The sequence below is a fragment of the Syntrophotalea acetylenivorans genome (genome assembly GCF_001887775.1).
In the GTDB taxonomy this organism is placed as follows: Bacteria; Desulfobacterota; Desulfuromonadia; order Desulfuromonadales; family Syntrophotaleaceae; genus Syntrophotalea_A; species Syntrophotalea_A acetylenivorans.
Window position 1 is genome coordinate 2,970,501 of the sequence record NZ_CP015519.1, and the last position, 19,640, is coordinate 2,990,140.

Consider the following 19,640-nt stretch of genomic DNA (forward strand, 5'->3'; position numbering starts at 1 on the left):
GATTGCTGATTGCTGATTGCTGATTGCTGATTGCTGATTGCTGATTGCTGATTGCTGATTGCTGATTGCTGATTGCTGATTGCTTTTCCGCAAAAAAGCCCTGAGAAAGGCGGGCCTTTCCCAGGGCTTGTCGGTTGCAAATAATGATATTGTTGGAGCTAGGTTCAGACCGCCGGTTTGTCTGCCGGTGCCGGAATCATATGAACGTCGCTTTGCGGGTAAGGGATGGAGATGCCTTCTTCGTCAAAGCGTAGTTTGATCGTCTCGAGAGTGTCGAAATAGGTCGGCCAGTAATCGCTGCCGTTGACCCAGGGGCGGAAGGCGAAGTTGACGCTGCTGTCGGCCAGTTCAAGTACTGCGACCACCGGAGCAGGATCTTTAAGAAATCGTTCGTCTTTGGAGATGATGTCGAGCAGCACTTCCTTGACCTTGCGGATGTCGTCGTCGTAGCCGACGCCGATTACCAGGTCTAGGCGCCGGGTGCCCTTGGTGCTGTAATTGACGATATTGCCTCCGAGCAGGGCGCCGTTGGGTACGATAACGGTCTTGTTGTCGCCGGTCTTGAGTTGGGTGCTGAAAATCAGGACCTGCTCGACAACGCCTGCCGTACCGCCGCCCTCGATGAAATCGCCGGCCTTAAAGGGTTTGAAGATGATCATCATGACCCCGGCGGCAAAGTTGGACAGGGAACTCTGCAAAGCCAGACCGACGGCCAGGCCGGCGGCACCGATCACCGCGATCAGCGAGGTGGTTTGGAAGCCGACTTGGTTGAGAGCCGCGATGATCACGAAGACCAGGAGGGCCGAGTAGACCACGTTGCCAGTGAAGCCAATCAAGGTCGGATCGACACTGCGCTTTTTGAGAACCTTGCGCAGTAGCTTGGTCAGTAGCTTACTGAACCAGATACCGAGTACCAGAATAACAACGGCACCGAGGATGCGAATGCCGTAGACGGTCAACCAGGCATTGACAGAATCCATGTTCATGTTTCCTCCTTGGGGAATAAGTGGGTTGCCTGCAGAGTTCAGTCTAGCAAGTTTTAATTACTATAATCGAAATTGTCTTATTGGAAGTATTAAACAATAGGTGTTTGCTTAAACGCAAGGGGTTATAAAGGGGTTTGATGCGAAAGTCATTAATATGTATATCAGATACACCTCGTCTCTACAGCCCTTCCTTTATTGCTATGGCGCTGGCTAATTTTGCAGCTGCGGCCAGCTTCGGGGTGTTTTTCCTGTTTCCCCTGGTGATTAAAGCTTACGGCGGCAGCGAGGCGGATATCGGTCTGATCATGGGCGTTTTTGCCCTGGCCGCTACCCTGTGCCGGCCTTGGGTGGCCGAACTCATCGACCGGTTGGGGCGAAAACATAGCTACACGATCGGTTCTTCGCTGATGACCCTGCTGCCCTTTGTCTATCTGGCTCTGGGCAACGACTTGTCCGATATCTATCTGTTGTTGCTGTTGCTGCGTGTGGTCCATGGCATTGGCTTGGCCCTCTGTTTTACCGCTTGCTTTACCTACGTCGCCGACATTGTGCCTCCGGCTCGTCTCAATGAAGGTATCGGCATGTTCGGCATTTCCGGCCTGGTCGGGTTAGCGGTGGGTCCCAGTCTGGCGGAACTGGCCCTCGATCGCTGGGGGGAACCGGCTCTTTTCTTTACCGCCAGCGGTCTGGCCGCGGTCGGCCTGGTCTGTCATTTGCCGCTTGCCGAAACCCTGACTCGCGGCATCGTGGCCAGCAGAGTTTCCTTCTTCGCCGTGTTGCGGCGTCCCAAAATGGTGCTGGTGTCGATACTGGCGGTGTTGTTCGGTTTCGGCCTGGCCGCTGCCGGTAATTTTGTCGCCCCGCTGGCCGCGGAGCGACGTATTGTCTTCGTCTCCCTCTATTTTCTCTGTTATTCGGCGGCGGCGGTTCTGGTGCGACTGGTGGGGGGAAGACTGGCCGACCGTTTCGGAGAGCGTCGCATCGTACCCTATGCGTTAAGTATCACCGGCTGTGGCTTGTTGGCTTTGGCCCTGGTGCATGGGCAACTTGCTTTGGCCGCTGCGGGGCTGGCTGCCGGTTGCGGTCACGGCTTGCTCTATCCGGCCCTCAATTCCTGGGCGATTCGCGGCGAGCCGGTGGCCGTTCGCGGTAAGGTGACCGGTATCTATACTGGCGCTCTTGATGCCGGAAATTTCAGTGGTTCGGTGATGCTCGGTTTGATCGGCGAATGGTTCGGGTTGCCTGTTTTATTTCTGGTCGCCGGGGGGGCTTTGCTGATGGGGTTACTGGTTCTGTGGCGAAGTGGCGATAACGTCTGTGTCAAATAAATAACTGGTTTTTTCGGGTGCTTGCCGCCAAGTAGCAGCTCTGAGAAGTTGTCAAATCTGGCGGAGTATTTGCTGTAGATGCTGCTCCAGTTTGAGGTCGCTTAGCAGACCATGGTCACTTTTTCTGCCATGAGGCCTTGCCGGCGCCGGAAGAGTTCTGTGTTGCTTTGGCATAAGAGGGGTGGCCGGATTATCCTCGGCTGTTTTATGAGGTTTTCTCCGTAATCAAGAGGACTCCAGTAGGAGCCCCTTGGTCTTTGTGGCAGAATCTGCTATGTAAAAGGGGCTAGATCTTCCAGCACAGGGATTGTAAATCCATTATAGCCTAGTCGCTCCGAGCGGCGGCAACGGCGATCTTTACTTAGCGGAATGATTGCGAATCTTATGAAGACCTATTATCTGGAATTTCGTGCCCGGGAAGAGTTGGACGGGCCTGTCGACAGTCTGACCGAAGAAAAACTGGTTCGCTTTTGGGTCGTTGACCGTAGCCCAGATGGCGCCTTGCGTCGAGCTCACCATTACCTGGTGCAGAACGGTTGGCAACCAGACGGCCTGGAACGATCGCCGGAGGAAGTGCTGTTGCCGCAGACGGATATGGACGATCAAGACATGGAGTGCTACGAACAGGCGCAGCGTTACGGTATTTCAATGGCGGTGACTGACTGAGCAAATTCAACTTTTCGAAGGATTTAACTCCCTGTCCCTATGAATCGCAGGGAGTTTTGCTGTTTAAGTCAGACAGTTTGCGGTTGAATCGGGCTGGCATCCGGTTTAGTCTAGGGCCCGATAAGAATCTTCCCCGGCGGGTCTGGTCCGAAGACCTCGGCCGATACAGTTTATAGTTTTACAGCGGTAGAAAAGGAGTTTTCATGGCAGCGGAATTGCTGGAAGGAAAAGTGGTCGCCGAAGCGGTGCTGGAGGATGTTGCCAGCCGTGTTGCGGTGATGAAAGAACGCGGTGTTACCCCCGGCCTAGGGACCATTCTGGTGGGTGATGACGGTCCCAGTGTCAGTTATGTGAATAAAAAGCGCGAAACCTGCAAATCGGTAGGGATCGCATCGTTCCATATTGAAATCCCTGCCAGTGCCGGTCAGGCCGATCTGCTGGCGGCGGTCAAGGACTTTAACGAAAGCCCTGATGTCGACGCCTATATCATTCAGTATCCCCTGCCCGGCGGTTTTGATTTCAACGAAGCTCTTTTGCTGATGGATCCCGATAAGGATGCCGACGGTTTGCATCCTGTCAATCTCGGCCGCCTGGTATTGCAGGAGCCGGGGCCGGTACCCTGTACCCCGGCGGGCATCCGCGAGATGCTTAAACATTACCAGATTGCCGTGGAAGGCAAGGAGGTGGTGATCATCGGTCGCGGACCGACCCTGGGGCGCCCTCTGTCCCTGCTCATGACCCTTAAGCAACCCTTTGCCAATGCCGCGGTAACCGTAGTTCATTCGGGTATCGCCGATCTGGGATCCTATACCCGGCGGGCCGATATCATCATCGCTGCAGCCGGTTGCCCTGGTATCGTTCAGCCGGATATGGTGCGGCCGGGGGCGGTAGTGATCAGTGGCGGCATCAGCTGGGAAGGACGTAAGTTGTTGCCCGACGTGGCTGAAGAGGTCGGTGAGGTAGCCGGCTGGATCACCCCGCGTCTCGGCGGAGTCGGCCCGACCACGGTGGCTATGTTGCTGCGCAATACGATGCTGGCCGCGGAACGGCGCTTAAGTTGATGGCGCGATGTTGAACGGTTTCGTAATTGTTTTATGGTAAAATGACCCGTAAGCACCCGCACTCACCAGTAGCGCGGGTGCTTTTACTTATCCCTGTTAAGAAGCATTCGTAAAAACTTAATGGGATGGCTAAGACATCTTTTAATTCAGTAGAAAAATATTGTCGGCTCTGGCGCCGGGAGATTGATGCGCTATAGTATGCCGCTGTAGTGGCTTGAAAAGTTTGTTTGTCTGGCTTGACTGGTGGAATATTCATGTGGATTAAAAAATATTTTCTGCTGATTTTGCTGCTTGCTCTGACGGTATTTGGAGTGTTCCGTTCTGATTCCGTTTGGTCCGGTGAGCAGTCTCCCTCTGTCCTTATCGTACATTCCTATCATCCCGAGCTGGGATGGACAGGAAACATCAATAGTGTGTTACTCGGTGAGCTTAAGAAAGTCCACCCGGATATTGATGTTCAGATAGAATATCTGGATGCCAAGCGGTATGTCGAATCGTTCTATTACGAACAGACCCTCAGGGACCTCTACCGTTACAAACTCAAGGGCCGACGTTTCAGCGCCGTTCTGGTTTCGGACAACCGGGCACTCGATTTTGTACTGGGGATTCGCCAGGAGTTGCTGCCGGATGTTCCGGTAGTCTTTTGCGGGATCAATAATTTTGATAAAAGCATGCTCCGTGGCCAGCGGGGGATTACCGGCGTTGCAGAGCAACCGGCCTATCTCGAGACCCTGCAGACGGCGCTTCAGCTGCACCCCACTGCCAGGAAGGTGGTGGTTGTCGGCAACCAGCGGACAACCACCGGTCGCTTGATTCTACAGCGATTGCAGGAACTGCCCGGACGCGTATCGCCGGGGGTGGAGTTCTCTTTCTGGAACGACGTGCCGTTGGAAGAGCTGCAAACCCGGCTGAAGGGATTGGGGGCCGATAGCCTGGTGCTGTTGAGCGTCGTGGTCCGGAATGCCGCCGGCCAGCCCCTGTCCTTTGCCAAAAGCAGCGAGGCGCTGCGAGCCGCCTGCCCGGTTCCCATCTACGGATTTTGGGATTTTTTCCTTGGACACGGCATTGTCGGCGGCAAATTAATCTCTGCCGCAGAACAAGGTCGCCTGGCCGCCGGATTGCTGTTGCGTATTTTGGACGGTATGCCGGTCGATAATCTGCCGGTGATCACCTCCGGTGCCAATCAATACATGTTCGACCATCGTGAATTGGTCCGTTTTGGCTTAACCGTGCAGGACTTGCCGCCCAGAAGTCAGGTAATTAACAGCCCGTCCAGTCGCTATGCCATAGAGAAGAGCTATCTGTGGCTCGGGGGCGTGGCGCTGGTTCTACTCACGATTATTACTCTTTTGCTGGTCTGGAATATCCATGGTCGGCAACGGGTCAAGAGGGAGTTGGAGCAAGCCCTTGTCGAGGCGGAACAGACCAGGGACAGCGTCGACCTCATTCTAAAGTCGATGACTGAAGGTCTGATCGTTGCCGACATGAATCAGCGCATTATCCGGATGAACGGTGCCGCTGAAAAGTTGCTGGGGGTAACCTTTGAGCAAGCGCAGGGGCAGGCGGTGCGTTCGGTGTTGCCGCAGAAAGGATTGCCGGGAACCCGCTTGCAGCCGGGCTGCAGGCCTCGCCGACAGATCGAATGGGAGATTGTTGATCCAATTACCCGCAAACCGGTTTTGATCCAGGCCCATACCGGGTATGTGGAGAACGCCACCGGGCAACGTTCGGGAACTATTTCGATTTTGCGGGATGTTACCCGTGAACGGGAGATTGATCGTTTCAAAAACGAATTTATCGCCACCGCCGCCCACGAGCTGCGCACACCGCTGACAGCAGTCATGGGTTTTGCGGAAATCCTTTTGCGGCAGGATCGGCTCGGTGGTTTTGATGCCGAGCAGCAACGTCACTACTTGGAGATCATTTTTCAAAAGAGCGACGCCTTGAGGCGGATCATCGGCGATCTGCTCGATATCAGCCGGGCGCAACTTGGCCAGGGGGTGGCCCTGGAAAAACGTCCCTGCGATCTTTGCGATCTGGTGCGGCGGGCAGTGACCCCTTTCCGGCAGGTACAGAACAGGCATTGTTTTGAGCTCGAGTTGCCAAAAGAATCGGTGGAAATGGACATCGACGAAGGGAAGGTGCTGCAGGTGCTGGACAACGTGCTCAGCAATGCTGTGAAATTTTCACCCGATGGCGGTCGAATTTCGGTAAAGTGCCGCAAACTGGGTCCCGAATTTCGGGTTTCAGTGGAGGATCAGGGGGTTGGCATGTCGCCGGAACAGCTGGAGAAGATTTTCGATAAGTTTTTTCGGGTCGATGCATCCAACTCCGCCGCTGGCGGCTTGGGTCTCGGCATGACTATCGCCAAGAACATCGTCGAAGCCCACGGCGGTCAGATCATGGTAGAGAGCTCCCTCGGCCAGGGGACCAAGGTGACCTTTAGTCTGGTGGAGGAAAACGCCATGTCGGCCTTGTTGTAGATCGGTGCCGGCGGAGAGAAATGGGATGAGAATTCATTGTTTGCAACATGTGCCTTTTGAGGGGCCTGCCGCCATTGCGAACTGGGCCTCCGCCAGGGGCCATCAAATGACCCTGACCAGATTGTATGCAGGGGAAAGGCTTCCTGGGGTCGAGGATTTTGATTGGTTACTGATCATGGGTGGGCCGATGAACATCTACCAGGAAAAGCAATATCCCTGGTTGAAGACGGAAAAAGCTTATATCGACCAGGCTCTGATTGCCGGGAAGACTCTTCTTGGTATCTGTCTTGGCGCTCAGTTGCTGGCTGACCGGCTAGGCTCTCAAGTCTATGCCGGGGCCGAGAGGGAAATCGGTTGGTGGCCGCTGAGCTTGACCGAGGCAGGGCGTCAATCGGAGCTTTTCGGCGAATTGGACGAACCTCTGCAAGCCTATCACTGGCACGGAGATACCTTTGATCTGCCCGCCGGTTCGGTCTCCCTGGCCAGCAGTACCGCCTGTGCCCAGCAGGCTTTTCTCTATAACCATCGGGTGCTCGGTTTGCAATTCCATTTTGAGGTCACCCCGGAGAGTATGGAGCGGCTTATCGAGCAGTGTGGCGAGGAGATTCTTCCCGGTAGCTATGTACAGAGTGTCGAGCAGATGCTGGCGACCCCGCAGGCGACCTTTGATCGTCTGCATGAAAGCCTCTATCGTTTACTCGACGGTCTGTCGGCTGTTGACGGGTCTGTTTAGCCGTTTTGATGTTTGTTGTCCCGGGCAAAAGCGTCTGCCGCAACTATGCGGTGGGCGTTTTTTTATGCTTCGAGGGCGGTTTTCTGTGATGCTATCAATAGCTGCGGCAAGAGCAAGAATGTAGCGCTCCGGTGCGGATTGTGTCTGATTGAAACGCTTGTTCCAAATAGGTGGCCGCCATGATCTTTTAACTCCGGTTTTATAAGTATCTGTAATGGTTGAAGTTGTTCAGGAATTTTTGTGCGGACAGAATTTGTGGCAACAGCTTTGCAGAAAAACGTCTATGCGTTTTTTTTTGTCGATCAAGACCCGGTCCGGGTATGATTTGTTTGCCATAGTTTCTTGGAGAGTCGTGTTATGGGTAAATCCGTTGAAAATCCTAAAAAGTTTATTGTCTCCTGTCGTATCAACGACCGTGAAATGGAGAAACTGCAGAAGCTGGCCAAGCAGTCGGGAACTAATATTTCCAATCTGTTGCGTAGAAGTCTGCTGGGATTGACGGAGGTCGAAGGTTGATGGTGTCGCAAAAAGCCCGCCCTACGGCGTTACGGTGTTTTTTCAGGCCTTCGACATACTAGATGTATGCCTTCACTCCTGAAAAAACACCAGGCCTTGTAGGACGAATTTTTTGATTAGCCATCTCATGTCTTTTTGTGAAAGCGTCAAGATTGATGGCATCGCAAAAAGTCCCCCCCCCCATGGTGTTTTGGAAAATAATCAAGTTTAAACCTTGTTTTTAGCGTTGTCACCGACGCCCTGTACCTGAATTCAGGCCTCCTTTTGGAGGCCTTTTTTCTTGTACTTATGCGGCTGTTTTGCTAACTTGTTTGACTTGATTTTCACCCATGAAAGTGACGCGGGAGCAGCGATATGGATTATAAAACGACCCTCAATCTGCCGGTAACTGACTTTCCCATGCGGGGCAATCTGCCCAAACGGGAACCGCAGATGCTCGAGAAGTGGCAGGCCGACGGGCTTTATCAGAAGCTTGAAGAGACAGGGAAAACCCTGCCTAACTTCACCTTGCACGACGGCCCTCCCTATGCCAACGGCCACATCCATATCGGACATGCGCTGAACAAGATTCTTAAGGACGTAGTGCTGAAAAGCCGCCGTATGCAGGGTTTCTATGCCCCTTATGTGCCGGGCTGGGACTGCCATGGTTTGCCCATCGAGCTGATGGTCGACAAAAAACTCGGCAAGAAGAAGCGGGAAATGAGCAAGACCGAGATTCGCAAGGCTTGCCGTGAATATGCCGCCGAATGGGTCAAGATTCAAAGCGAGGAATTCGAGCGTCTCGGTGTGTTCGGCGAATGGGACCGTCCCTACCTGACCATGACCGAGCACTACGAGGCCTCCACCGCCCGCGAGCTAGCTCATTTCGCCGAGCGTGGCGGGCTGTTCAAGGGCAAGAAGCCCATCCACTGGTGTTCTTCCTGTGTCACCGCCCTGGCCGAGGCCGAAGTCGAATACGCCGATCACACTTCACCATCGATTTTCGTTAAGTTTCCCTTTGCCGATGAGCTGCCGGAAGAGCTGACGGAACTGGCTGGGCGGCGCTTGTCCTTTGTTATCTGGACCACCACCCCCTGGACCATTCCGGCCAACCTGGCGGTCTGCCTCAACCCGGAATTGCCTTATGCCGTCGTTGAAACCGGGGATGAGCTGCTGGTCCTTGCCGAAGGGTTGGTCGCCAGCGTCATGAGCGCGTTGGCCATCGACGATTACAAGGTGGTAACCACTTTCGATGCCAAGCTGTTCGAGCGCAAGGCCTGCCGCCATCCCTTTTATCAGCGGGATTCGTTGCTGATTCTCGGCGATCATGTCACCCTCGAAGCGGGTACCGGTTGTGTACATACCGCACCCGGTCATGGTCAGGACGACTATGTGGTCGGCCTCGCTTACGGCTTGGAGATTCTCAACCCGGTTAATGACTACGGCAAATATGTTAAGGATCTCGAGTTCTTCGGCGGCATGAAGCTGGCCGATGCCAACGAGGCGGTCAACGCCAAGCTGGAGGAGGTCGGCGCTCTGCTGCAGCAGAGCAAGGTGTCCCACAGCTACCCTCACTGCTGGCGCTGCAAAAAGCCGGTTATCTTCCGCGCCACCGAGCAGTGGTTCGTCTCCATGGCGGCCAACGATCTTCGCGACAAGGCTCTGCAACATATCAATGATGTGCAGTGGATTCCCCGCTGGGGCCAGGAACGCATCTACGGTATGATTGAAAAACGCCCCGACTGGTGCATCAGCCGCCAGCGCAGCTGGGGGGTGCCGATCACTATCTTCTATTGTGCCAGCTGCCGTGAGGCCATGACGGACGGCAAGCTGATGCATCATGTGGCGGATATCTTCGAAGAAACGGGCAGCGACGTGTGGTTCGAGAAGGAGGCCGCCGAGCTGGTTCCGGCCGGTACCGTTTGTCCCTCTTGCGGCGGTAGCGAATTCGTCAAAGAGACCGACATCCTCGACGTTTGGTTCGATTCCGGAGTTTCCCACGCTGCTGTTCTCGAAAACCGCGACTATCTCAATACGCCGGCGGAACTCTACCTGGAAGGCAGCGACCAGCATCGCGGCTGGTTCCATTCCAGCCTGCTCGCTTCTGTCGGTACCCGCGGTGTGGCTCCCTACAAGGCGGTACTGACTCACGGTTTCGTGGTCGACGGCCAGGGTAAGAAGATGTCCAAATCGACGGGTAACGTGGTTGCTCCGGAGGAGGTCATCAAGAAATTCGGCGCCGAGATTTTGCGCCTGTGGGTAGCGGCTCAAGACTATCGGGACGATATCCGCATCAGCCAGGAGATCCTGCAGCGTATCTCTGACGCCTACCGGCGTATCCGTAACACCGCCCGCTATATTCTCGGCAATGTTCACGACTTCGATCCGGCGACGGACAGTGTCGCCGACGGTGAACTGCTGGAGATCGATCGCTGGGCCCTCGGTCAACTTGAGGGTTTGGTTGCCCGCGTGGAAAAATCTTACGACGATTACGAGTTTCATGTCATTTACCATGCGGTGCATAACTTCTGCAGCGTTGAGATGAGCTCCTTTTATCTCGACGTGCTCAAGGACCGGCTCTACGTGTCGCCGGCCAAGAGCGTGGCGCGACGCAGCGCCCAAACCGCCATGTATCGCATTCTCGATGCCTTGACTCGGCTGGTGGCTCCGGTTCTGTCCTTTACTGCCGAGGAAATCTGGCAGGAATTGCCTGGTGAACGGGAGCAGAGTGTGCATCTGGCCCGTTTCCCCCGTTTTGAAAGCAGCCTGATTGATACCGATCTTAACGAGCGTTATCAGCAATTGCTGGCGGTTCGTTCCGATGTGAGCAAAGCTCTGGAATTGGCCCGCAACGACAAAATGGTCGGTCATTCCCTCGATGCCCGGGTCCTGCTCGAGGCGCCGGCAGGGCCGGTGGCCGAACTGCTGGAAGAGTATCGGCAGGAACTGGCTACACTGTTTATTGTTTCCCAGGCGGAACTCTCCACGAACCTGGAAACCTCCCAGGTCGGCGAGGCGGTGCCCGGCCTTAAAATCCGTATTGAGAAGGCTCAGGGCGACAAATGCGAGCGTTGCTGGAACTATTCGGTTACCGTCGGTGCCGATGAGACCCATCCCGGTGCCTGCCAGCGTTGCCGGGAAGCCCTGGCGGCCTCATGATGATAAACCGTTTGCGCCTGGCCCTGCCCATTGCCGGATTGGTGGTCTTTTTCGACCAACTCAGCAAGATCTTCATCGATCGGCGCTTCGCTATCTATGAGTCCGTGGAGGTGGTGGAGAACTTTTTCCATATCACCTATGTGCGCAACAAGGGGGCGGCTTTTGGCCTGTTCGCCGACAGCGCCTTTCGAGTACCGTTCTTTATCTGCGTGGCCCTGTTGGCGGTGGTCGGTATCTTCTGGTATCTGGCCCAGGTCGAGGACTCTCAGAGGGGGCAGCAGGTCGGTTTAAGTCTGGTTCTCGGGGGCGCCCTTGGCAACCTGGTGGATCGGATTCGACTTGGCGAGGTAATCGATTTCCTCGATGTGCACTGGTATCGACACCACTGGCCGGCCTTCAACGTGGCCGATATCGCCATTTGTGTCGGGGTAGGTCTGCTGTTACTCGGCCTATGGCAAGCAGAACGACAGGCGAAGCGGGACTGATCTCCGCAACGGTTTAGCCGTTGTGTAGTTGGGTTTTAAAACCCAGCAAAAGATGGGCACCAAGGTGGCAGAAGATATGAGCCAATGGTGTTAGCATCGACCTTTCGCAATAGAAGAGCGTGGCAAAGAATCTACCGTAGGCAGGATACGTTTTAACGGTAGTTGGTGTTTCCCTTACCGACACTCTGCTGCCCCACGCAGTGGCAGGCATTTTTTGCTTCCTTTTTGTTGCCGCCTGGGCAAAAAGGAAGGCGTCTGGCGGGACGCGACCCGCCGGTTTGGAAGGTTTTTGATCGTCAGATTTCGGCCCCGTATTCAGTAAAGCTCAAACATATAAACCGCCCCGCGCAAGGACAGCGGGGCGGTTTTTCATTGGATATGATATTTTCTTGTTACTGATTACTGATAACTGATTACTGATAACGGATTACTGATAACGGATTACGGATTACTGACTGAACGCCATCAGCCAGGCGCCGACCACCAGCGCCGCGCTTCCTAACCCGACCAGTCGGTTGCTCAGGCCATTGACTGTCGGCCCTGAAGGCCAGAGCAGACTGCTCAGCCAGCCCAGTCCTAGGCCGGCGACGAAGCCCCACAAATGGGCACCGATATCGGTTCTTTGCCCACCGCTGCCGAGCAGGCCGAGCAGAGCCAGCGCCGCGGCCAGGGGCAGGGGCCAGCGTCGCCGCAGGCTGCGGCGATGGTGATAGACGCTGCGCACCGCTAGAATGGCCACCGTGCCGAAGACGGCCGTCGACAGGCCGACGGCGCGATGGTTGCTCGGTTGTATGAAGGCGTTGATCAAATTACCCAGCGTCCCGGACATCAGCACCAGGGACCAGCCTCGACCGATTCCGAGTTCGCGGTTCAGGCGATCGATAAAGAAGCCGCCGATCAATAGATTGCCGAGCAGGTGCAGGCCGTCGGCATGCAGGGTCAGGGCGGTGACGGCCCGCCACCATTGGCCGGCACGGATCGCTCCGGCATCGGCGTTGCCGAGTTGCAGCAAATCGATGTTCAGGCTGTGAATCCCGGGAAGGTGCAAAACAACCAGATTGTGAAAGATGCCGAGCAGCGCCAGTAAGGACAGGGTGACTAGGCTGTTGTTTTGCAGAGGCATCGGTGGCGTCAGGGGGGGCGGCCAGTGGCTGTTTTCCGTTTCGTAGCGGCGCAATTCATCGAGAGCCCGGGGCTGTTCTTTCTCCGGCACCCGCAGTAACCAGAGTCTCCCCTGCTGTTCGAGGCTGTAGGGCAGCCCCCGGGCTTCGAGAACCAAGGCCCATAGCCGGGCCCGTTTGCGGGCAAGGGGGACCTTCAAATGTTCGTCCACCTCCCGCGGGTCGATGGTCACCCAGGTGGCCTCTGGGGTAGGTTTACATCCCTTGGTGAATCCGTGGGTGATTTGTCGCTGGGAAAATTCTGCACAGGAGTATCCATTGCTAAAGAGCTACTATCGTTTGCCCCGTCGGCAGATCGGCTATTTGCGATTTATTCTTGAAAGTTACGACGGGCTGGCTTTCGTGCGTACCTTGGATAACCGCCAGGCACTGGTCGAGATTGCCTATCCCGCTTCCCGCCGTGAGGACGCACAAGGCCTGCTGGCGGCGTTGGCCGAAGAATGCAGTATGACTGCGGTGGCCCCGCCGTCGGCCTCAGAATACCCACCTCTGTAAATCCCCCCGTTGGTCATGGTCAGCATCCTGTTTTCTGGTAGATTTTAAGGTGTGAGGCAGGGTTCACTTGCTCCTTATATCCATCAATCTAACGGAGGTGGGGTGATGACGCAAGCCAACATGATCCGCTGGTTTCAGAATATTCGTTTGACCGACCTGCCGCTGGTTGGTGGCAAGAACGCCTCCCTCGGTGAGATGATCACCGCTCTTGGCGATGGGGGATTTCCGTGCCCGGCGGTTTTGCAATTACCGCCGAGGGGTATCGCCTTTTTCTGAGCGAGACCGGCCTCGACCGACAGATCGAAGCATTGCTCGGAGAACTCGACAAAGACCAACTGGCCAGCCTGAATTATGTCGGCAGTCGCATCCGCCGGGCCATTCGCCATGCGGAGCTTCCCGCAGGACTGTGCCAGGAGATTCGTGCGGCCTACGCTCAACTCGAAGAGCAATACGGTTCTGACTGCGACGTAGCAGTCCGCTCCAGTGCCACCGCCGAAGATCTGCCCGACGCCTCCTTTGCCGGTCAGCAGGAAACCTTTCTGCATGTCCGGGGGGCCGATGACTTGTTGCTGGCCTGTCGCAATTGTTTCGCCTCCCTGTTTACCGACCGGGCGATCAGTTACCGGGAGGACAAGGGATTTGATCAGCAGGAGGTAGCCTTGTCCATCGGGGTGCAGAAAATGGTCCGGTCCGATCTTGCTTGCGCGGGGGTCATGTTCACCATCGCCACCGAGTCGGGTTTTCCCCATGTGGTGTTGATCAACGCGGCCTGGGGCCTGGGAGAGAACGTGGTGCGCGGCGCGGTCAATCCCGACGAGTTTTATGTCTTTAAGACGACCTTGCGCGAAGGCTACCAGCCGATTTTATCCCGACGGTTGGGCAGCAAGGAAAAGAAGATCGTTTATGCCCCGGACGGGGGAATTAAAGGCACCCGAGAGATTCAGGTGCCTGTCGAGGATAGGCGGCGTTTTTGCCTGAGCGATGACGAAGTGCTGGAGTTGGCGCGTATGGCCTGTACCATCGAGGCTCACTACGGCCGGCCGATGGACATCGAATGGGCCAAGGACGGCCAAACCGGGGAGCTGTTTATTCTGCAGGCGCGGCCGGAAACCGTTCAGTCGGCTGCTGCCACCAACGTCATGGAAACCTATCGCCTCAAGGAAACGGGCCGGCGCTTGACCGAGGGGCGGGCGGTAGGCAGCAAGGTCGGGTGTGGTCCGGCGATGGTTATTCGAAACGCCGAAGAGATTAGGCGCTTTACCGAGGGCAGCGTGCTTGTTACCGATATGACCGATCCCGACTGGGAGCCGATCATGAAGCGGGCGGCGGCCATCGTCACCAATCGGGGTGGGCGCACTTGCCATGCGGCCATCGTCAGCCGCGAACTCGGCATCCCCTGTGTGATCGGCACCGGTGATGCCACCAGCGCTGTTGCCGAAGGGCTGCGGGTCACCGTCGCCTGCTGCGAAGGAGAGACCGGTGTCGTCTATGAAGGTGAACTGGCCTATGATATCCAGCGAACCGATCTGCAGGAACTTCAGCGGCCACGGACCAAGATCATGCTCAACCTCGGTGACCCCAGTCAAGCATACAGTCTGGCCTGCATCCCCAACGACGGGGTCGGTCTGGCCCGTCTCGAATTTATCATCAATAACGCCATTCAGGCCCATCCCATGGCCCTGCTTTATCCCGAACGGGTGACGGACAGCGAGGAACGGCAGCGTATCGAAGCACTGACCGCCGGCTATAGCGATGGCGCGGCGTTCTTTGTCGATCAACTCGCCCAGGGGGTGGCCACCATCGCAGCGGCCTTCTATCCCAACGACGTCATCGTGCGCATGAGCGATTTCAAGAGTAACGAATATGCCAATCTGCTCGGCGGGCAGGATTTCGAACCGGAGGAATCCAATCCCATGATCGGATTTCGCGGCGCCTCCCGTTACTACGATGAACGCTACCGGGAGGGCTTTCTCCTCGAATGCCAAGCCATGCAACGGGCGCGGCAGGAGATGGGGCTGAAGAACATCAAGCTGATGGTGCCCTTCTGTCGCACGGTGAATGAAGGACGGCGGGTGATCGAGGTCATGGCCCAGGCCGGACTGAAGCAGGGCGAGGAGGGCCTGGAGCTGTACGTGATGTGTGAAATACCCGCTAACGTGATTCTAGCTGAGGAATTCGCTGAGCTGTTCGACGGCTTTTCCATCGGCTCCAACGACCTGACCCAGCTAATCCTTGGTCTCGACCGCGACTCGGAGATCGTCGCCCATCTCTATGATGAACGTAACGCCGCGGTGACCCGCTCCATCGCCGACGTAATCGCCCGGGTGAAAAAGGCCGGTCGCAAGATCGGTATCTGCGGTCAGGCGCCCAGTGACTACCCCGAGTTTGCGGAATTTCTCGTCAAGTGTGGCATCGACAGTCTGTCTCTTACCGCCGACACGGTGCTTTCCACCACCCTGCGGGTGTTGGAACTGGAAAAAAGATTGGAGGGGTAGGGGGCGGATTGTAAATGTTTTTGGCATTGCTTGATCTGCGAATGCGCAGCATCCGGTTTTATCTGCGTCCGAATCAGGGGACAAAGGCTTTACGGGCCGCAGATGAACGCAGATAAGGTCAAAGACTGGAAACCGGGTCATTTCACTTGGGCCTGTTGATCCCCGTGGAATCAAGAGCATTTACCACAGAGCTCACGGAGGACACGGAGAAAGTCCACATTCTTCCCCCTCAACAAACAGGATTATCAGGAGCCATCGGTCCACGGAAGTCACGGAAAGCACGGAATGGTTGGAGAGCTTTTCAGTGTGTTCCGTGTATTCCGTGGACAAGGAAGGATATGCGCAGCATCGGATTTTATCAGCGTCCAGATCGAGGGTCAAAACATGTCGGGACGCAGATGAACGCTGATAGTTTCAAAATCCGTCCCTGGTTATTTACTTAGAACCTGGCAAGGTCAAATGTTTGCACCGCAGAGGGCACAGAGAAATTCAGTTAAAGCAACAGATTTTCTCTGTGATCTCTAGTGAACGAAGTGAACGGGTGGTAAAACTGGTTTTTTGGTCAGCCACCGCTGCTGCAGGCAAATGCATAACCAGATTCAAGTGTCTTCTCAGTGTTCCACCATTGGCAGGGTTTCTTCCTCGTCGGCACCGCGCAGGTAGACGGTGCGGCTGGGAAAGGCGATCTCCAGGCCGTGGGCCTCGAGAAGGTCCATGATCTTCAGGCAGACGTCCTCGCGGGCGTCGAGATACTCACCCCAGACCGTGGTTTTTGTGAAGCAGTAGACCAGAATATCGAGAGACGAGGCGTTGAAATCAGTGAAGTTGACCAGAAAGAAATCCTGGTCGATTGCGGGATGTTCGCGCAATAATTTACGAATCCCTTCGACGGCCAGACGCATCTGTTCCGGGCTGGTTTCGTAGGTTACTCCTACGGTTATTTTGATGCGCCGTTTGGGCATGCGGCTGATGTTGTCCACCGACAGGTTGGCAATAATGTTATTCGGAACCGTGATCAGGGTTTTGGCGAAGGTGCGGATCTTGGTAGAACGAAAGCCAATTTCTTCGATGGTGCCCTCCATGTCGCCGGCCTTGATCCAATCGCCGATATGAAAAGGGCGGTCGAGAATGATCATTATCGAGCCGAAGATGTTGGACAGGGTGTCTTTGGCAGCCAGGGCTACCGCCAAACCACCGATACCGAGAGAAGCGAGAAGGCCGGAGATGGAATAACCGAGATTCTGAATGGTCATGATCAGGGCCAAAAAGACGATGAAGGCGCGCGCGCTTTTGCGAATAAAGGGCAGCAGGTGGTCGTCGAGGGTCGATTCGGTTTTACTCACCCAACCGGAGAGGAAGGCTTCGAGAATAGACACCAAATTGAAAAGGGCCCAGGCGATATCGAAGGTGACCAGTCCCTTGAGCAAACCGTAGGCACCTCGGCGCAGATCGGCGGGTTCGGTAGGTAATTGCAGAATCTGCAGAGCGACGAACAAGCCGATGATCACCAGCAGGAATTCCGCCGGTTTGCGAATACTCTGCAAAAACAGGTCGTCATAGCGGCTCTTGGTGCGCGTCGCCAGGGGGAAAATCACTTTAACGAACAGGTGAGCGAAGACCCTTTTCAATACGAGGGCACCGATCAGTACCAGAAAAGCGCCGGCAAAGCGGCTCAGGCTGATGCCAAGAAAGGTTTCCCGCAGAATAGCTTCCAACGTGGCGAAGAATTCGCTCATCTTAATTGCTCCATTGACTGATACCTGGGTGAGTAATTGAGTCATGATTAGAGCAAGACAAACACTTGCACTCTTTTCTCGCCCCTGATTTACAGAACCGGGTTATAATAAGCCGCTTTTTACTTAACAGAAGGGGGCCGGGATTGCAAGCAACCCTTGATCTTTCCCGTCTTTTTATCGTATTGCCACCGTGGATTATCGCTTGATAAGGGAGTTTTCATGGCTCACAATCTGACCGAAAAGATTCTCGCTGTCCATCTAGTGGAAGGGGCTCTTGAGCCCGGCACAGAGATTGCCATTCGTATCGACCATACCCTGCTGCAGGACGCTACGGGCACCATGGCTCTCCTCGAATTCGAAGCCCTTGGTCTCGAAACGGTGCTCGTCGATCTGGCCGCCCAGTATGTTGATCATAACCTGTTGCAGACTGATTTTCGCAATGCCGACGACCATCGCTATCTGCAGAGCGCCTGCGCTCGCTACGGTATCCATTTCAGCCGCCCCGGCAACGGGATCTCCCACCAGGTGCATCTGGAAAACTTCGGTCGGCCCGGCTTGACCCTGCTCGGCGCCGACAGCCATACCCCGGCCGCTGCGGGCTTGTCGATGCTGGCCATGGGGGCCGGCGGCCTCGACGTGGCTCTGGCCATGGCTGGCCGCCCCTATTATCTGCCCTGTCCGAAGGTGCTGGGGGTGAAACTGACGGGAAAATTGTCCGACTGGGTGAGCGCCAAGGATGTGATCCTGGAGATGCTTCGCCGTTATGACGTCAAAGGCTGCCTGGGCAAGGTGGTGGAATACTACGGCCCCGGAGTTGCCACCCTGTCCGTCGAGGATAGGGCGGCGATCGGCAACATGGGCACCGAGCTCGGTGCTACCAGTTCGCTGTTTCCTTCCGATGAACAGACCCGTGCCTACCTGGCCGCTCAAGGCCGGGAAGAAGCCTGGCAGCCTTTGTCCGCCGATGAAGGTGCCCGTTACGATGAATACGACGAGATCGACCTTGCTACCGTTGAACCTCTTATCGCTTGCCCGTCTTCTCCGGGCAAGGTGGTGAGGGTGGCCGAGGTCGCCGGCACAAAAGTCGATCAGGTCATCGTCGGGTCCAGTGCTAACAGCGGCTATAAGGATCTGTTGCGGGTAGTGCGCATCCTCGAAGGGCGCCACAGCGCCCCGGAGACCGATTTGCACATCAATCCCGGTAGCCGTCAAGTGTTGGAGAACATTGCCGAGGCTGACGGTATTCTGCCGCTGATGATGGCGGGGGCTAAGATTCATCAGTCCGGTTGCCTCGGTTGCATAGGCATGGGCCAGGCCCCCGGCACCGGCCAGGTCAGCTTGCGTACTTTTCCTCGTAATTTTCCTGGTCGCTCCGGCACCAAGGGCGATCAGGTCTACCTCTGTTCCCCCGAAACAGCGGTAGCCGCTGCGTTGACCGGAATGATCACCGATCCCCGGGACCTTGGCCGGAAGATGACATACCCGTTCGTCGAAGAGCCGAAAAAGCGGGTCATCGACCGCTCGTCGGTGGTCTATCCCGGCGAGGAGTTATACCAGACCGAGGTGGTGCGCGGCCCCAACATCAAACCTTTTCCCGAATTTGAGCCCCTTCCCGAGAGTTTGCGGCTGACTGTAGCCATTAAGGTTGGCGACAACATCTCCACCGATGGCATCATGCCCGCCGGCAACAAGGTTCTGCCGCTGCGATCCAATATCGAGGCAATCAGCGAATTCGTTTTCTATCAGCTTGATCCCGATTTCCACACTCGATGCCAATCCCTGAACCAGGCGGCGGTGGTGGGTGGCGATAACTACGGTCAGGGTTCCAGTCGCGAGCATGCCGCTTTGGCTCCGCGTTATCTTGGCGTGCGTCTTAAACTGGCCAAGAGCTTTGCCCGTATTCATCAGGCCAACCTGTGTAATTTCGGTGTGCTACCGCTGACTTTTCAAAATCCAGATGACTATCATCGTTTAGAAGAGGGGATGGAACTGACCATTGAGAATGTACGGCAGCTCATCGAAGATGGCGAAACGGAAATTCCCGTACATTTGAATGGTGAAAGAATCATCACCCTGCTGAATGTGTCGCAACGTCAGCGGTTGAGCTTGCTGGCAGGAGGAACCTTGAATCGCGTACGGCAGGAATTGGTGGAATAAAAGAGGGCCAAGAAACACACCTGTAGCCGTCTCTTGATTTGACAGAGATGCAAGGGCTGGTGTAAGTAACACGGGTTGTTTTGATGTGACTTTTCCCATAGGAAATATCTGTCACCCGTGTGCAGATTTTTTTGCCGGTGACATGGCGAATGCCGTATATTCGAACCGAAAACTATTACT

Annotated in this window: 13 protein-coding genes and 1 pseudogene; 11 read left to right on the forward strand and 3 right to left on the reverse strand. The window is 55.6% G+C overall.

Features of this window, described 5'->3' with window-relative positions; genetic code table 11:
• Positions 1–164: 164 nt before the first annotated feature.
• Positions 165–986: a mechanosensitive ion channel family protein gene (locus A7E78_RS13630; RefSeq protein ID WP_235606753.1), complete on the reverse strand. Its 822-nt coding sequence runs from the start codon at positions 984–986 to the stop codon at positions 165–167.
• 137 nt (positions 987–1,123) lie between these two features.
• Here A7E78_RS13630 and A7E78_RS13635 point away from each other — a divergent pair, with 137 nt between their 5' ends.
• The 8 genes from A7E78_RS13635 to lspA all read left to right on the forward strand — a co-directional run bounded on the left by A7E78_RS13635 (position 1,124) and on the right by lspA (position 11,396).
• The gene (locus A7E78_RS13635; protein ID WP_072284778.1) at positions 1,124–2,314 is read left to right on the forward strand and encodes an MFS transporter; all 1,191 of its coding nucleotides are present in this window, start codon (positions 1,124–1,126) and stop codon (positions 2,312–2,314) included.
• Between the two features lie 384 nt (positions 2,315–2,698).
• Positions 2,699–2,980, forward strand: coding sequence for a hypothetical protein (locus A7E78_RS13640; protein ID WP_072284779.1), 282 nt, complete (start codon positions 2,699–2,701; stop codon positions 2,978–2,980).
• 203 nt (positions 2,981–3,183) lie between these two features.
• Positions 3,184–4,041: a bifunctional 5,10-methylenetetrahydrofolate dehydrogenase/5,10-methenyltetrahydrofolate cyclohydrolase gene (locus A7E78_RS13645; RefSeq protein WP_072284780.1), complete on the forward strand. Its 858-nt coding sequence runs from the start codon at positions 3,184–3,186 to the stop codon at positions 4,039–4,041.
• Between the two features lie 254 nt (positions 4,042–4,295).
• A complete protein-coding gene (locus tag A7E78_RS13650) occupies positions 4,296–6,524 on the forward strand; it encodes an ATP-binding protein (RefSeq protein WP_072284781.1) in 2,229 nt (742 codons plus the stop codon).
• Between the two features lie 25 nt (positions 6,525–6,549).
• Positions 6,550–7,257 carry a type 1 glutamine amidotransferase gene (locus tag A7E78_RS13655; protein WP_072284782.1) on the forward strand — a complete coding sequence of 236 codons (708 nt, stop codon included), beginning with the start codon at positions 6,550–6,552 and terminating at the stop codon, positions 7,255–7,257.
• A 357-nt stretch (positions 7,258–7,614) separates the two neighbouring features.
• Positions 7,615–7,773: a plasmid mobilization protein gene (locus A7E78_RS13660; protein WP_072284783.1), complete on the forward strand. Its 159-nt coding sequence runs from the start codon at positions 7,615–7,617 to the stop codon at positions 7,771–7,773.
• A 354-nt stretch (positions 7,774–8,127) separates the two neighbouring features.
• The gene (gene ileS, locus A7E78_RS13665; protein ID WP_072284784.1) at positions 8,128–10,911 is read left to right on the forward strand and encodes an isoleucine--tRNA ligase; all 2,784 of its coding nucleotides are present in this window, start codon (positions 8,128–8,130) and stop codon (positions 10,909–10,911) included.
• Entirely contained in the window at positions 10,911–11,396 is a 486-nt protein-coding gene (gene lspA / locus A7E78_RS13670; RefSeq protein ID WP_072285172.1) for a signal peptidase II, read from the forward strand. Before ileS ends, lspA begins: the two co-directional genes overlap by 1 nt.
• A gap of 448 nt (positions 11,397–11,844) precedes the next feature.
• Here the strand turns inward: lspA and A7E78_RS13675 are convergent, their stop codons facing one another.
• Positions 11,845–12,750, reverse strand: a complete 906-nt coding sequence (locus tag A7E78_RS13675) for a rhomboid family intramembrane serine protease (RefSeq protein ID WP_072284785.1) — start codon at positions 12,748–12,750, stop codon at positions 11,845–11,847.
• Between the two features lie 85 nt (positions 12,751–12,835).
• Here A7E78_RS13675 and A7E78_RS13680 point away from each other — a divergent pair, with 85 nt between their 5' ends.
• Entirely contained in the window at positions 12,836–13,072 is a 237-nt protein-coding gene (locus tag A7E78_RS13680; protein WP_072284786.1) for a DUF4911 domain-containing protein, read from the forward strand.
• A 105-nt stretch (positions 13,073–13,177) separates the two neighbouring features.
• A pseudogene (gene ppsA, locus A7E78_RS13685) lies at positions 13,178–15,567 on the forward strand (phosphoenolpyruvate synthase).
• 611 nt (positions 15,568–16,178) lie between these two features.
• Here the strand turns inward: ppsA and A7E78_RS13690 are convergent.
• Positions 16,179–17,303 (reverse strand): mechanosensitive ion channel family protein, encoded by a 1,125-nt coding sequence (locus A7E78_RS13690; protein WP_072284787.1) that lies wholly within the window; start codon positions 17,301–17,303, stop codon positions 16,179–16,181.
• Between the two features lie 219 nt (positions 17,304–17,522).
• On the opposite strand from A7E78_RS13690, the gene A7E78_RS13695 reads away from it, so the two are divergent.
• Positions 17,523–19,460: an aconitate hydratase gene (locus A7E78_RS13695; protein WP_072284788.1), complete on the forward strand. Its 1,938-nt coding sequence runs from the start codon at positions 17,523–17,525 to the stop codon at positions 19,458–19,460.
• The last annotated feature ends 180 nt before the right edge of the window (positions 19,461–19,640 follow it).